Source organism: Actinosynnema sp. CA-299493 (genome assembly GCF_050946825.1).
Taxonomy (GTDB): Bacteria; Actinomycetota; Actinomycetes; order Mycobacteriales; family Pseudonocardiaceae; genus Actinosynnema.
In genome coordinates this window covers 446498-461067 of record NZ_CP191993.1, presented here as the reverse complement: position 1 = coordinate 461067, position 14570 = coordinate 446498, and the positions used below count along the sequence as shown (strand labels likewise).

At 72.9% G+C, this 14570-nt stretch carries 11 protein-coding genes; 7 read left to right on the top strand and 4 right to left on the bottom strand.

The annotated features are described in order from the left end of the window. Positions 1-181 precede the first annotated feature (181 nt). From ACQPYE_RS02260 to ACQPYE_RS02240, 5 genes are read left to right on the top strand one after another with little or no spacing between them, the layout of a single operon-like run. A complete protein-coding gene (locus ACQPYE_RS02260; RefSeq protein ID WP_498718864.1) occupies positions 182-1465 on the top strand; it encodes a sugar ABC transporter substrate-binding protein in 1284 nt (427 codons plus the stop codon). A gap of 7 nt (positions 1466-1472) precedes the next feature. Then, positions 1473-2459, top strand: coding sequence for a carbohydrate ABC transporter permease (locus tag ACQPYE_RS02255; protein ID WP_498718863.1), 987 nt, complete (start codon positions 1473-1475; stop codon positions 2457-2459). Continuing rightward, positions 2456-3277, top strand: coding sequence for a carbohydrate ABC transporter permease (locus ACQPYE_RS02250; protein WP_498718862.1), 822 nt, complete (start codon positions 2456-2458; stop codon positions 3275-3277). The genes ACQPYE_RS02255 and ACQPYE_RS02250 overlap by 4 nt, the downstream gene beginning before the upstream one ends. Positions 3278-3283: 6 nt before the next feature. Next, entirely contained in the window at positions 3284-4732 is a 1449-nt protein-coding gene (locus ACQPYE_RS02245; RefSeq protein WP_498718861.1) for a glycoside hydrolase family 3 protein, read from the top strand. Positions 4733-4745: 13 nt separating this feature from the next. Further along, entirely contained in the window at positions 4746-5789 is a 1044-nt protein-coding gene (locus ACQPYE_RS02240; RefSeq protein WP_498718860.1) for an SIS domain-containing protein, read from the top strand. 164 nt (positions 5790-5953) lie between these two features. Here the strand turns inward: ACQPYE_RS02240 and nagA are convergent, their stop codons facing one another. After that, complete coding sequence (gene nagA, locus ACQPYE_RS02235; RefSeq protein ID WP_498718859.1) at positions 5954-7201, bottom strand: N-acetylglucosamine-6-phosphate deacetylase; 1248 nt, start codon at positions 7199-7201, stop codon at positions 5954-5956. A gap of 193 nt (positions 7202-7394) precedes the next feature. Between nagA and ACQPYE_RS02230 the strand changes: the two genes are divergently transcribed. Further along, on the top strand, positions 7395-8069 hold the full coding sequence (locus tag ACQPYE_RS02230; RefSeq protein WP_498718858.1) for a FadR/GntR family transcriptional regulator: 675 nt from the start codon (positions 7395-7397) through the stop codon (positions 8067-8069). A 160-nt stretch (positions 8070-8229) separates the two neighbouring features. On the opposite strand, the gene ACQPYE_RS02225 is transcribed toward ACQPYE_RS02230, so the two are convergent. From ACQPYE_RS02225 to ACQPYE_RS02215, 3 genes are read right to left on the bottom strand one after another with little or no spacing between them, the layout of a single operon-like run. Then, positions 8230-8979, bottom strand: a complete 750-nt coding sequence (locus ACQPYE_RS02225; RefSeq protein ID WP_498718857.1) for an SDR family NAD(P)-dependent oxidoreductase — start codon at positions 8977-8979, stop codon at positions 8230-8232. Beyond that, complete coding sequence (locus ACQPYE_RS02220) at positions 8976-10295, bottom strand: enolase C-terminal domain-like protein (protein ID WP_498718856.1); 1320 nt, start codon at positions 10293-10295, stop codon at positions 8976-8978. Before ACQPYE_RS02220 ends, ACQPYE_RS02225 begins: the two co-directional genes overlap by 4 nt. A 1-nt stretch (position 10296) precedes the next feature. Beyond that, on the bottom strand, positions 10297-11151 hold the full coding sequence (locus tag ACQPYE_RS02215) for a fumarylacetoacetate hydrolase family protein (RefSeq protein WP_498718855.1): 855 nt from the start codon (positions 11149-11151) through the stop codon (positions 10297-10299). A 115-nt stretch (positions 11152-11266) separates the two neighbouring features. Between ACQPYE_RS02215 and ACQPYE_RS02210 the strand changes: the two genes are divergently transcribed. Then, entirely contained in the window at positions 11267-14533 is a 3267-nt protein-coding gene (locus tag ACQPYE_RS02210; protein WP_498718854.1) for a S8 family serine peptidase, read from the top strand. Positions 14534-14570 lie beyond the last annotated feature (37 nt).

The window sequence follows — 14570 nt, the reverse complement described above, 5'->3', positions numbered from 1 at the left end:
GTCCTCGTCGGATCGTGCGCCCGAACCCCCGACAAGCCGCAAGAAAATGATCCGATGACTTTGCAACGGTCCAGCAACGGCCTTGACATGCCTTGTGGCGAGGCACACTCTAGGCCGCATTGGTCTACACCACTTTGGAGTTCCGGTCGTGGGATCGGGGCATGGGGAAAGGGCGCACAACGTGAAGGGCTGGAGAGGACTGGCCGTAGGTGCCGCCGCACTCGCGGTGGCCGTGGCCGGATGTGGCACGAGCTCCGACGGCGGCAGCGGCAACTCCGGGGAACCCAAGACGCTGACGGTGTGGTTGATGGACGGCTCGGCGCCGACCACCCTGACCGACGCGCTGAACAAGGAGTTCCAGGACTCGCACCCCGGCGTCACCGTCAAGTACGAGATCCAGAAGTGGAACGGCATCCAGGAGAAGCTGACCACCGCTCTGACCAGCAACAACCCGCCGGACGTCATCGAGCTGGGCAACACCCAGACGGCGAAGTTCGCGGCCGAGGACACGCTGACCGACCTCAGCGGGGACGTCGCCGACCTCAACGGCGACCAGTGGCTCGGCGGCCTTGAGGACTCGCTGACCTGGGACGGCAAGAAGTACGGCCTGCCCTTCTACGCCGCGAACCGCACGGTCATCTACCGGACCGACCTGTTCGAGGCCGCGGGCATCACCGCCGCGCCGAAGTCGCGTGACGAGTGGGTCGCCGCGATCGAGAAGCTGAAGACCGCGAACGCCGCCGACCCGGACTTCCAGCCCCTCTACCTGCCGGGCCAGTCCTGGTACGTGCTGCTGTCGTTCATCTGGGACGAGGGCGGCGACGTCGCCAAGTCGCAGGGCTCCGCCTGGGCGGGCGCGCTCGACACCCCGCAGGCCAAGGCCGGCCTGGAGTTCTACAAGAAGCTGGTCGACACCTCCGGCACGAAGGCGCCGAAGGACGCGGACGAGGCCACCCCGCAGCAGATGGAGGTGTTCGCCACGGGCAAGGTCGGCATGATGATCGGTCTGCCGTGGGAGCTCGCGGGCGCGGTCAAGGCCAACCCCGACCTGAAGGAGAAGACCTCGGCGTTCGCGATCCCGTCGAAGACCGCGGGCAAGACGGCCCCGGTGTTCCTCGGCGGCTCGAACCTCGCGATCCCGGCCAACAGCAAGAACGCCGACCTGGCCAAGGAGTACCTGAAGCTGCTCAGCTCGGCGAAGTACCAGGGCATGCTGGCCGAGGGCGGCGCGGTGCCCGGCACCTCGACCGACACGACGAAGCTGGCCACCACCCCGCTCGGCAAGGCGCTGGCCGAGTCCGCCCCGAACGGCAAGGTCACCCCGACCACGCCGTCGTGGGCCGCGGTCGAGGCGGGCCAGAACCCGCTGAAGGACATGCTGACGGCGTACCTGACCGGCGCGAAGCCGCTGGACCAGGCCACCGCCGACGCGAACGCCGCCTTGTCGAAGACCCTGGGCGGATGACGATCGGATGACGGCCGTGCACACGACCGACGCCGCGGTGCCGACGAACTCGTCGGCACCGCGGCGTGCCGCTCCGGACGGCGCGCCGCGCCGTCGGGGCAGCGCCTTCGACCGGGCGCTGCCCTACCTGCTGCTGGCCCCCGCCGTGGTGGCCATCCTCTGGCTGATCGGTTGGCCCGTCCTCTCCGTCCTGGTGACCAGCTTCCGCAAGCTGAACCTGCGCGAGCTGACCCGCGGCGAGGTCGTGTGGACGGGCCTGGACAACTACGCCGAGATCCTGGGCGACCCCGAGTTCTGGACCATCGCGGCGCGCACCGTCGTGTTCACCGGGCTCGTGGTCGTCGCGTCGGTCCTCGCGGGCCTGCTGATCGCGCTGCTGATGCGGATGGTCAGCCCGGTGGTCCGGATCGTGCTCCAGGTCGCGATGCTGCTGGCGTGGGCGATGCCGCTGCTCGCGGCCACCACGGTCTACCAGTGGATCTTCGACCAGCAGTACGGCATCCTGAACAAGACGCTGGTCAAGCTGGGTTTCGACGGCTTCACCGGGTTCTCGTGGTTCTCCACCGGCACGTCCACGCTGGCCGTGATCGGGCTGCTGATCGTGTGGCAGGCGATCCCGTTCCTGGCCTTCTCGCTGTACGCCGGCGCCATCGGGATCCCGAAGGACCAGTACGAGGCGGCGGGCATCGACGGCGCGTCGGCGTGGCAGACGTTCCGCGCCGTGACGTGGCCGGAGCTGCGGCCGTTGCTGCTGATGGTGACGTTCCTGTCCCTGCTGTGGGACTTCAAGGTGTTCGCCCAGATCTGGGCGATGCGCAAGGGCGGCCCGGACGGCGGCAGCACCACGCTGCCCGTCTACCAGTACCTGGAGGGCATCTCCAAGAGCCACTTCGGCGTGGCCGCCGCGGTGTCCGTGGTGATGGTCGTGCTGCTGGGGCTGCTCACGTTCCAGTACCTGCGCAGGCTGGTCCGGTCCCAGGAGGGCGAGCTGTGATCGTGAAGAAGGTGTCCGCGAACGTCGTCGCGCTGCTCGTGGCGGTGTTCTTCGCGTTCCCGACGTACTGGATGCTCTCGACCGCGCTGAAGCCGCGCAAGGACCTGCTGACCAGCGGCTACGACCTGGTGCCGTTCTCCGTGACGGGCTCGAACTTCGCCACGGCGTGGGCCAAGCCCGGTTTCCTCAGCGCGTTGGGCAACAGCCTGCTGGTGACGTTGAGCGCGGTCCTGGCGTCGATCGTGATCGGCCTGCTGGCGGCGCTCGCGCTGTCGCGGATGCGGTTCAGGGGCCGCAAGGGCTTCGTGATGATGCTGCTGGTGGCGCAGATGGCGCCGTTCGAGGCGCTGCTGATCCCGATGTTCCTGATGATGCGGGACCTCGACCTGCTGGACCGGCTGCCGGCGTTGGCGCTGATCTACTTCGCGGTGACGCTGCCGTTCTGCGCGTGGACGCTGCGCGGGTTCGTCAACGGCATCCCGCTGGAGCTGGAAGAGGCGGCGATGGTGGACGGCTGCGGCCGGTGGGGCGCGTTCCGCCGGGTCACGCTGCCGCTGCTCGGGCCGGGTCTGGTGGCCACGTCGGTGTTCGCGTTCGTGACCGCGTGGAACGAGTTCCTGTTCGCGTTGTCGCTGGTCAAGGACCAGGCGAAGGAGACCCTGCCGGTGTGGCTGTCGGGGTTCCAGACGGCGTTCGGCACGGACTGGGGTGGCGCGATGGCCGCGTCGGCGCTGTTCACCCTGCCGGTGCTGGTGTTCTTCCTGATCGTGCAGCGCAAGATGGTCACCGGTGTCACGGCCGGTGCGGTGAAGGGGTAGGACCGCATGTCGTTGCACCGGCTCGCGTCGGGTGTGCTGCTGCCGGGGTTCCACGGGACCACCGCGCCCGACTGGCTGCTGAGGAGGGTGGCCGACGGGCTCGGCGGTGTCGTGCTGTTCGGGCGGAACGTCGTGGACGACGCCCAGGTCACGGCCTTGAACGCGCAGCTGAGGGGCGCGCGGGCGGACGTCGTGATCGGGATCGACGAGGAGGGCGGCGACGTCACCCGGCTCGACGCCGGGCACGGGTCGGAGGTGCCGGGCAACCACGCGTTGGGCGCGGCGGACGACGTGGCCCTGACGCGGGAGGTGGCGGCGTCGATCGGGGCGCGGCTGGCGGCGTGCGGGGTGAGCCTGAACCTGGCGCCGTCGGCGGACCTGGTGCTGACGTTGGACGACCCGGTGATCGGCGTGCGGTCGTTCGGGTCGGACCCGGTGGCGGCGGGCGCGCACGTGGCGGCGTTCGTGGAGGGCCTGCAGGCGGTCGGGGTGGCGGCGTGCGCCAAGCACTTCCCCGGCCACGGCGCGTCCACTGTGGACTCGCACGCGGCGCTGCCGGTGCTGCCGCGCACCCCCGAGGAGCTGGCCGCGGTCGAGTTCGTGCCGTTCCGGGCGGCCGTGCTGGCGGGGGTGCGGTCGATCATGACCGGGCACCTCGTCGTGCCTGAGTGGGGCACGGCGCCCGCGACGCTGAACCCGGTGGCGGTGCGGGTGCTGCGGGAGGAGTTGGGGTTCACCGGCGCGGTCATCACCGACGGGCTGGACATGAAGGCCGTCGGCGGCGACCTCGCGGAGGGCGCCGTGCGGTCGCTGGCGGCCGGGGTGGACGCGTTGTGCCTGGGCGGCGAGCCGCTGGACGACGACGGGCTGCGGTGGCTGGTCGACAGCATCGTGGCGGCCGTGGAGTCGGGCGTGCTGCCGCAGGCGCGGTTGGCGGAGGCGGCGCGGCGGACGGCCGCGCTGGGCGCCCCGCCGGCGTCGACGCGGGCGCACGACCCGGGGTTGGGGCTGGTCGCGGCCCGGCGGGCGCTGGAGGTGCGCGGCACGCTGGCGCTGTCCGGGCCGCCGCTGGTCGTGGACCTGGCGGTGGAGCCGTCGATCGCGGTCGGCGACGTGCCGTGGGGGCTCGGGCCGTACCTGGCGGAGCTCGTCCCGGGCACCTCGGTGGTGGCGGCGTCCGCGTCCGCCGAGGAGATCGCGTCGTCGGCCGGCGGACGTCCGGTCGTGGTGGTGACGCGTGAGGCACACCGCCACGCGTGGGCTCGCGAGCTGGTGTCGTCACTGGTTACTATTGGTCTAGACCTTGTGCACGTCGAGACGGGCGTGCCGGGGCCGGACCTCGGCGCCGCCGCCCGCGTGGACACCCACGGCGGTTCACGGGTGTGCCTGCGGGCCGCGGCCGAGCGCATCGCCGACGCCATCCGAGCACCTTCGCCTTCGCGACCGAGCACCTGACAGGGGACTTCCGATGACCGACCACCAGCCCGGCAGGCACATGGCGGCCGAGATCGACCAGCAGCCGGGGATCTTCGCCGACCTGTTCGCGCGGCGGGACGCCATCGCGTCGGTCGCCTCGGTGATCGCCGAGCGCCGGCCGCGGTTCGTGCTGCTGGCGGCGCGCGGGTCGAGCGACCACGCGGCGCTGTACGCGAAGTACCTGACCGAGGTGCTGCTGGAGCTGCCGGCCGGGCTGGTGTCGCCGTCCACGACCACGCTGTACGGGGCGCGGCCGGACCTGCGCGACGTGCTGCTGGTCGCGGTGTCGCAGTCCGGCGGGTCGCCGGACCTGCTGGAGGTGACCGAGTCGGCCCGTGCCCGCGGCGCGCTGACCGTGGCGGTGACGAACACCGCGTCGTCGCCGTTGAACGGGGCGGCCGAGCTGGCGGTGGACGTCGGCGCGGGCGTGGAGCGGGCCGTGGCGGCGACGAAGACGTACTCGGCGACGTTGCTGGCGCTGTACCTGCTGGTGGACGGCATCCGGGGTGGTGACGGCTCGGCCGTGGCGGGGTTGGGCGACCTGGCCCGGTCCACGCTGGACTCGTCGGCGGACGCGGTGGCCGAGGCGGTGCAGCGGTACCGGTTCGTGGACCGGGTGCTGACCACCGGGCGCGGCTACTCGCTGCCGACGGCGGCGGAGGCGGCGCTGAAGCTGGCCGAGACGTCCTACCTGGCGGCGCGGGCGTACAGCGGGGCGGACCTGCTGCACGGGCCGGTGGCGGCGGTGGACGCGGAGACGGCCGTGCTGGCGGTGACCAGCGCGGGCAAGGGCGGTGACGCGCTGCACGACGTGCTGGACGCCGTGCACGGGCGTGGGGCGGATGTCCTCGCGGTCGGCTCGGCCTCCGACAAGGTCTCCGCGGCCCTGCGCGTCCCGGTCGCCGAGACCGCCGAGGAGGTCGCCCCGATCCTGGAGATCCTCCCGATCCAGCGCCTGGCCCACGGCCTGGCCCTGGCCCGGGGCGGCGACCCCGACAACCCGCGCGGCCTGAACAAGGTCACCCGCACCCGCTGACCCTCGCGAGTCCTACGTTCAGAACGCGAGAGTCCTACGTTCGGAACGACCGTGTCCTACGTTCAGGACACCCGAGTTCAACGCTCAGAACACGGGAGAGGCCCGGGGATCACGTCCCCCGGGCCTCTCCGGCTGTGCGGCTGTGCGGCTGTGCGGCTACGTGGCTATTGCCCCGCGGCGGCCACGCCCACCGGCGCGTTCTCGGCCACGCCGACCGACTCGTTCCGGGCCACGACGACCGGCGCGTTCTCGTACGCCGTCGAACGGTCGAACACGACCTCGCCGTCCACCCACACCTTGCGCGGCCGGAGGTCGTCATCCCACCAGACCAGGTCGGCCACGGCGCCGGGCTCCAGCCGGCCCAACGTCGGCTCGCCGATCGCGTCGGCCGGGATGACGGTCGCCGACGCCAGCGCGGCCGCCGGGTCCACGCCCACCGACACGATGTTGCGCACGGCCAGGTCCAGCGTCAGCGCGCTGCCCGCGATCGTGCCCTCCGGCGAACGCGGCACGCCGTCCTCCGCCAGCAGCACGTCCGCGCCACCGAGCTGGTAGCGGCCGGGCGGCATGCCCGCGGCGGCCACGGCGTCCGTGACCAGCGCGACCCGGTTCCCGGCGGCGTTGAAGACCAACCGGCAGACGTCCGGGCCGACGTGCGCCAGGTCCGCGATCAGCCCCAACGTGAACCGGTCGTCCACCAGCGCCACGCCCGGCACGCCCGGCTCGCGGTGGCCGAGCGGGCGCTGGGCGTTGAACAGGTGCGTCACCATGCGGGCGCCCGCCTCGGCGGCGGCCCTGGTCTGCTCACCCGTCGCGTCGCTGTGCCCGACCGCGACCAGCACGCCCGCCGCCGCCAGCCTGCGCACGGCGTCCAGGCCGCCCGGCTGCTCGGGGGCGAGCGTCACCATGCGCAACGCCCGACGCAGCACCTCGTCGTCCAGCAGCAGGTCGATCTCGGCCGGGCCGGGCGCCACCATCAGCGCCGGGTCGTGCACGCCCGCGCGTTTCGGCGACAGGAACGGCCCTTCCAGGTGCACGCCGAGCGGCTTGGCGCCCGCGTGCCGCGTCAGGGTGGCCGACGCCGCCAGCACGGCGTGCGCCTGGCGTATCGCCACCGGCACCGGCGCGGTGATCAGGGTCGGCAGGAAGCGGGTCACCCCCGTTCGTGGGAGCGCTCTCGCCACTGCGGCCATGCCTTCGGGGTCCACCTCGGCGAAGTCGACCCCGACCGCCCCGTTGACCTGCACGTCCACCAGGCCCGGGGTGAGCAGGCCGTCGGTCAGCACCTCGGCGCCGTCGGGTGGTGAACCCGCGACGACCTCGACGATCCGGCCCGCCCTCAACCTCAGGCTGACGGGACCGGTGATGGTCCGACCGAGCAGTGCTCGCGGAGCTGCGACAACCGTGTCCAAGGTCCCTCCTCAAATGGTCCAGACCATTATGGCCGGAAGTGGTGGACGCCGTCACGTATGGTTATAAGATAACCGAATAGAGTAAAGGTGGGTGAATGCTTCGCCGCCCGGCGCGGTCGGCCTCGCGGCGCTTCGGCGTGGCTCATACTTGGCGCCAGACATCCGAGGTCTAGCTGACGAGTCGAGGGCCGCCGTGGCAGTTACCGACGACGCCATCCTGCGCGTCAAGGAGATGATCGTCTCGGGCGAGCTGAAGCCGGGCGACCGACTGCCGCGGGAAGCCGACCTCGCCGGGCGGCTCGGGTTGTCGCGGAACTCGCTGCGCGAGGCGGTCAAGGCGTTGTCGCTGGTCAGAGTGCTGGACGTGCGGCAGGGCGACGGCACGTACGTGTCCAGCCTGCGTGCCGACGACCTGCTGGGCGCGTTGTCGTTCGTGCTCGACCTGCACCGGGGCGAGGACTCCGTGCTGGAGGTGCTGCAGGTGCGCCGCATCCTCGAACCGGCGGCGGCGGCGATGGCGGCGCAGCGCGTCGGGCCGGACGAGGTCGCGGCGCTGCGGGCGTTGTGCGACGCCGCCGAGTCCGCCCGGTCGGTGGAGGAGCTGGTCGAGCACGACCTGGAGTTCCACCGCGCCGTCGCGCGGGGTTCGGGCAACGCCTACCTGTCCCAACTGCTGGACACCCTCGCCGGCCCGACCGTCCGGGTCCGCATCTGGCGCGGCATCACGCAGGGCGGCGCGGTCGACCGGACCGTCGCCGAGCACCGTGCCATCGTCGACGCCCTGGCCGCCCACCAACCCGAACTGGCCCGTTCGTGGTCGACGGTGCACGTGGCGGGCGTCGAGCAGTGGCTGGCGGACCTGACGTGACGGCCGGCGGGACCGACTCGGGAGTGCCGACGAGCGGCCGGAAAGCGTCCGCCGACCGTTGCCGCCGATGCCTGAGCGTTGAACTCGGGGGTCCTGAACGTAGGACACGGTCGTTCTGAACGTAGGACTCTCGCGTTCTGAACGTAGGACTCGCGCGGGGTCAGGGGGTTGGGCGCAGGCGCAGGCCGTGCATGCCGCCGTCGACGGCGAGGACGGTGCCGGTGGTGGAGCCGGAGAGCGGGCCGGCCAGGTAGGCGATGGCGCCCGCGACCTCGTCCGCCGTGACCAGCCGCCCGTGCGGTTGCCTGGCCTCCAACGCGGCCCGCTCGGCGGCCGGGTCCGCCGCCGAGTCGAGCAGGCGGCCCACCCACGGGGTGTCCGCCGTGCCCGGCGCCACCGCGTTCACGCGGATGCCCTCGCGCACGTGGTCCGCGGCCATGGCCAACGTCAACGCGTGCACCGCGCCCTTGCTCGCCGAGTACAGCGCGCGTTGCGGCAGGCCGGCCCAGGCCGCGATGGAGCCGGTGTTCACGATCGCCGCCGACGGCGACCTGCGCAGGTGCGGCAGCGCGGCGCGGGCGACCCGGGCCATGCCGACCACGTTCACGTCCAGCACGCGCAGCCACTCGTCGTCCGGGTTCGCGGTCACGTCGCCCTGCGCGCCGACGCCCGCGTTGTTCACCACCACGTCGAGCCGGCCGAACCGCTCGACCACCTCGTCGATCGCGGCGCGCACCGACCCGTCGTCGGCGACGTCCGCCCTCATCCCGTGCAACGGCGGGTCGACCCGGGGGTCCAGGTCCAACGCCACCGCGGTCGCGCCCCGCGCGGCCAGCAACCGCGCGGTGGCCAGGCCGATGCCCGACGCGCCACCGGTCACCACCGCGACCAGTCCTGCGAACTCGCTCACCGCTCCTCCTCCAGCTCCGTCCACACCGGACCGTCGGGGTACCGGTAGTCGGTCAGGGTCCGCTCCCGCAGCCGGGCCGAGAAGCCGGGCTCGGCGGGTGCGACGTACCGGCCACGACGCACCACGGCCGGGTCCGTGAAGTGCTCGTGCAGGTGGTCGACCCACTCGACGACCCGGTCCTCCAGCGACCCGGACACCGCCACGAAGTCGGCCATCGCCAGGTGCCGGACCAGTTCGCACAGGCCGACGCCGCCCGCGTGCGGGCACACCGGCACGCCGAACTTCGCCGCCAGCAGCAGGATCGCCACGTTCTCGTTCACGCCGCCGACCCGGCACGCGTCGAGCTGCACCACGTCCGCCGCCCGGGCCTGGAGCAGCTGCTTGAACACCACCCGGTTCTGCACGTGCTCGCCGGTGGCGACCTTGATCGGGCTCAACGCCGCCGCGATGGCGGCGTGCCCGAGGACGTCGTCCGGTGACGTGGGCTCCTCGATCCAGTACGGGTCGAACGGCGCCAGCTCACGCATCCACGCGATGGCCGTGCCGACGTCCCACCGCTGGTTGGCGTCCACGGCGATGCGCACGTCCGGGCCGACGACCTCGCGGGCCAACCTCATCCGCCGCACGTCGTCGGCCAGGTCGCCGCCGACCTTCAGCTTGATCATGTCGAACCCGTCGGCCAACGCCCGCCGCGCCAGGTCGGCCAGCTTGTCGTCGGCGTAGCCGAGCCAGCCCGGCGACGTCGTGTAGGCCGGGTAGCCGTCCCGGACCAGCGCTTCCGCCCGTTCGGCGCGCCCCGGCTCGGCGCGGCGCAGGATGGCGAGCGCCTCGTCCGGGGTGAGCGCGTCGGACAGGTAGCGGAAGTCGACCAGGCCGACGATCTCCTCCGGCGTCATGCCCGACAGGAACCGCCACAGCGGCAGGCCCGCGCGCCGCGACGCCAGGTCCCACGCCGCGTTGACCACCGCGCCGAGCGCCATGTGCGCGACGCCCTTCTCCGGCCCCAGCCACCGCAGCTGGGAGTCCCCGACGAGGTCGAAGTACCACGCGGCCAGGTCGGCGGCGGTCTCCGGCACGGGCCGGCCGACCACGTGGTGCGCCAACGACCGGATCGCGGCGGCCTGCACGTCGTTGCCGCGCCCGATGGTGAACGCCAGCCCGCACCCCTCCGGACCGCCCGACGTGCGCAGCACGACGTAGGCGGCGGAGTAGTCCGGATCGGGGTTCATCGCGTCCGACCCGTCCAGCTCCCGCGAGGTCGGGAACCGGATGTCGAGCACGTCCAGCGCGACGACCCGGTCCGCCCCCGTGGTCATCTCACGCCTGCCCGAGCGTCTGCCGCTGCCTGCCCAGCCCGTCGATCTCCAGCTCCACCACGTCGCCCGCCCGCAGGTACGGCTTCGGCTCCGGGTGGCCGAGCGCGACCCCGGCCGGCGTGCCGGTGTTGATGACGTCACCCGGTCGGAGGACGAGGAACCAGCTCAGGTAGCGGACCAGCTCGGCCACCGGGAAGATCATGTTCTTGGTGGACGAGTCCTGTCGCGGCACACCGTTGACCCACAGCCGCATGCCGAGCGCCTGCGGGTCGTCGACCTCGTCCGCGGGCACGAGGAAGGGGCCGAGGGGGTTGAACGTCTCGCAGTTCTTGCCCTTGTCCCACTGCCCGCCGCGTTCGAGCTGGAACTCGCGCTCGCTGACGTCGTGGGACAGCGCGTACCCGGCGATGCAGGTCAGAGCCTCTTCGGTGGAGTCGAGGTACCGGGCCGTGCGGCCGATGACCACGGCGAGCTCGACCTCCCAGTCCGTCTTCACCGACCGGCGCGGCACCAGCACCTCGTCGTTCGGGCCGACGATCGTGTCCGGCGTCTTGAGGAACACCACCGGCTCGGCCGGCAGCGGCAGCCCGGTTTCCTCCGCGTGGTCGCGGTAGTTGAGGCCGATGCAGACGAGCTTGCCGACCCCCGCGACCGGCGGCCCGATCCGCACGCCGTCGTCCACGATCGGGTGGAGTTCGCCGGCGGCCAGTGCGGCTCGGGCGCGGGCGATGCCGTCGGCCGCGAGGAACGCGCCGGTCACGTCGTCGGTCACCGGGGTCAGGTCGTACGTGACGCCGTCGTCGGCGCGGACGGCGGGTCGTTCGGAGCCCAACGGTCCCAGGCGCAGCAACTGCACGGCAGGTCCTCCTCAACAGTCCGGTCGACAGATCGGATGTATAGCGCTCCTCCGTGGCTCCGTCTAGAGGACGCCCGGTTAGTGGTCCGATGAATTCCGGTTATGAAAGGTCGCGATGACACTCCATCGCGCGGTGTGGGCGTCCACCGCCACCGCCGCACTGCTCGGCACGCTCCTCGTCGGCAGCGCCTCGGGAGCCGATCCGGCGGCCAGACCGCTGCCGCCCGCCCGCGCCGATCACGCACGCACCGGCCACGCGGGCGAGGGCCATGCGGGCGAGGGCCATGCGGGCGAGGGCCGCACGGGTGAGGGGTCTGCCGAGCGGGTCGGGTCGACGCTCGCCCGCGCCACCGGGCCGGTCACCGCGTTCGTCGAGCTGACCACGACCCCGGCCACCAGGGCTTACGGCGATGAGAAGGCACGCGGCGGGCACGACCCCGCGGCGGCGGCCCGGGCGGCTCGGCGGCACGTCGACGTGCAGGCCGACCGGGTGCTGACCGCGTTGCGGGGCAAGGACTCCACCACCCGCGAGGTCGCCAAGACGCGCAACGCGGTGCCGGGCGTCCTGGTCACCGCCGACGCCGCGAGCCTGCGCGGGCTGACCGCGTTGCCCGAGGTCAAGTCCGTGCGGCGGACCGTGCCGAAGTCGGTGCGCAACGCGGGCGCGGCCGAGCTGACGCGCGCCGCGCAGGTGTGGCGGGACACCGGCCGCTACGGCGAGGGCCTGCGCATCGGCGTCATCGACACCGGCATCGACTACACGCACGCCGACTTCGGCGGCCCCGGCACCGCCGCCGCCTACGACGCCGTCGACCGCACCGCGCCGTGGACGCCGACGGCGAAGGTCGTCGGCGGCCACGACTTCGCGGGCGACGCCTACGACTCGACCACGCCGGAGCAGGCGGTGCCCGCGCCCGACCCGAACCCCCTGGACTGCCAGAACCACGGCACGCACGTCGCGGGCACGGCCGCCGGGTACGGCGAGAACGCCGACGGCACGCCGTTCACCGGCGACTACTCGGCGCTGACGCCGCAGGACGTGGCGGGCATGAGGATCGGACCCGGCACCGCGCCGAAGGCGTCGCTGTACGCGTTGAAGGTGTTCGGCTGCCGGGGGTCGACCGAGCTGGTCGGGCAGGCCCTCGACTGGTCGCTCGACCCGGACGGCGACGGCGACTTCGGCGACCACCTCGACGTGGTGAACCTGTCGCTGGGCGGCGACTTCAGCGGTCAGGACGACCCGGACAGCCTGTTCGTGCGCAAGGTCGTCGAGCACGGCGTGGTGGTGGTCGCGGCGGCGGGCAACGGCGGCGACCTCTACGACGTCGGCGGCTCGCCCGCGAACACGCCCGAGGCGTTGTCGGTGGCCAACACGCGGGACGCGTTCGCGCTGCTCGACGGCGTCGAGGTGGCGGGCGCGCGGCAGGCCGGGCAGTACAGCAAGAGCTACCGCGGGTACGCCGGGCTGGACGTGACGCTGCCCGTCGTGCCGGTGGCCGACCCGGCGAACGTCGACGGGTGCGCGCCGATCGCCGAGGACCTGAACGGCCGGTTCGTGTGGCTGGAGTGGGACGAGGACGACGCGACGCGCGAGTGCGGCTCGGGCGCGCGCACCGACAACGCCGAGGCGGCGGGCGCGGAAGGCGTGCTGCTCCCCGCCACCAGTGACCACTTCAAGGCGGCCATCGCGGGCAACGCGGGCATCCCGGTGTTCCAGTTCACCCGTGCCGCGACCGACGCCGTGCGGCCCGCGTTGACCGGCGGCACGCTCCAGGTGCGGATGCTCGGCTCGCTGCGCAACGCCGTGCCGACGACGACGCCGACCCTGGCCGACACGATGACGCCGTCGTCCTCGCGCGGGTCGCGTGGCGCGACGGCGGCCAAGCCGGACGTGGCCGCGCCCGGCGACACGATCGTGTCCGCGTCGGTCGGCACGGGCTCCGACGCGGTGAGCATGGGCGGCACCTCCATGGCCGCGCCGCACGTGGCGGGCATCGCCGCGCTGGTGCGCGAGGCGCGTCCGGAGTGGACGGTCGAGGAGGTCAAGGCGGCGATCATGAACACGGCGACCGGCGACGTGACCGACGGCGACGACCACACCACCGGCACGCCCGAGGCGCCGATGCGGGTCGGCGCGGGCCGGGTGGACGCGCTGGACGCCGTCGGCGTCGACCTGCTGGCCATGGTCGCGGACGACCCGGGCACGGTGGGCGTGTCGTTCGGGCCGGTCGAGGCGGCGTCGACGCTGAGGGTGGCCAAGACGGTGGAGGTGGTCAACAAGTCGGGCCGGCCGCGCACGGCGTTCTTGTCCTACGAGGCCGCGACGACCGTGCCGGGCGCGACGTTCGGCGTGTGGCCGCCGGCGGTCGTCGTGCCGGCGGGCGGGACCGCGTCGGTCGAGGTGGAGCTGACCGTCACGCCCGAGGAGCTGCGGAAGGTCGCCGACCCGACGATCGAGGAGGTGCAGGCGGACGTGGCGCGGCAGTTCCTGGCCGAGGCGTCCGGGCGGCTGCTCGTCCGGTCCGGCGACCGCACGCTGCGGGTGCCGGTGTACGCGGCGCCGAAACCGGTCGCGGACGTGGCGGCGGTCGACCGCGGTGACGGCACGGTCGAGCTGGGCGGGCGCGCGCTGGACCAGGGCGAGGGCGACGAGGCCTACCGGTCGTTGGTGAGCGTGGTCGAGTTGCAGGGCGCCAGCCCGGAGCTGCCCGACTGCGCGGACGAGGTGCAGGTCGACTGCGCGGTCAACGGCTCGGCCAGGGGCGGTGACCTGCGGTACGTCGGGGCGGGCGTCGGGGCCGGGATGCTCGCGTTCGGGGTGGTGACCTGGCACGACTGGGTCACGCTCGGCCTGTCCAACAGCCCGGAGATCCGGATCGACACCAACGGCGACGGCGTGCGCGACTACACCGTGCGCGCGGCGAAGCCGAGCGTGGGCGAGGTCGTGACGGCCGACGTGTGGCTGGCGCGGACCGTGCGCGAGGCGGACGGCGAGGTCGTGGACGAGCAGCCGCTCAACGGCCACTACGGCGACGTGGACACCAACGTGATGGACAGCGACGTGGTGGTGCTGCCGGTGTCGTTGGCCGCGTTGGGGATCGACCCGGCGGCCGGCGGCGCGCCGTTGACCTACACGGTCGTGACGTCCGGGAACTACCCGGCGCCGGGCAACGCGGACGGGCTCGTGGACCGGATCGCCACGCCGATGGCGTTCGACCCGCTGCGGCCGGGGCTCGGGGTCGAGGACGGGGTGTCGTTCGTGGCCGAGCCGGGTGCGGTGCTGCGGGTGCGGCGGGGTGGGTCCGCGGTGGGCGGCAGCCTGCTCCTCCTGCACCACCACAACGCGTCCGGCGACCGCGCGCAGGTGCTCGCGGTGCGCTGACCGCTGTTCCCGCTGTTCCGGCCGTTACCTTCGTTAC

Coding starts and splice junctions, on each gene's coding strand:
- ACQPYE_RS02255 (WP_498718863.1), top strand. CDS start 1,473: ATGACGGCCGTGCACACGACCGACGCCGCGGTGCCGACGAACTCGTCG.
- ACQPYE_RS02245 (WP_498718861.1), top strand. CDS start 3,284: ATGTCGTTGCACCGGCTCGCGTCGGGTGTGCTGCTGCCGGGGTTCCAC.
- ACQPYE_RS02240 (WP_498718860.1), top strand. CDS start 4,746: ATGACCGACCACCAGCCCGGCAGGCACATGGCGGCCGAGATCGACCAG.
- ACQPYE_RS02220 (WP_498718856.1), bottom strand. CDS start 10,295: ATGACCACGGGGGCGGACCGGGTCGTCGCGCTGGACGTGCTCGACATC.
- ACQPYE_RS02210 (WP_498718854.1), top strand. CDS start 11,267: ATGACACTCCATCGCGCGGTGTGGGCGTCCACCGCCACCGCCGCACTG.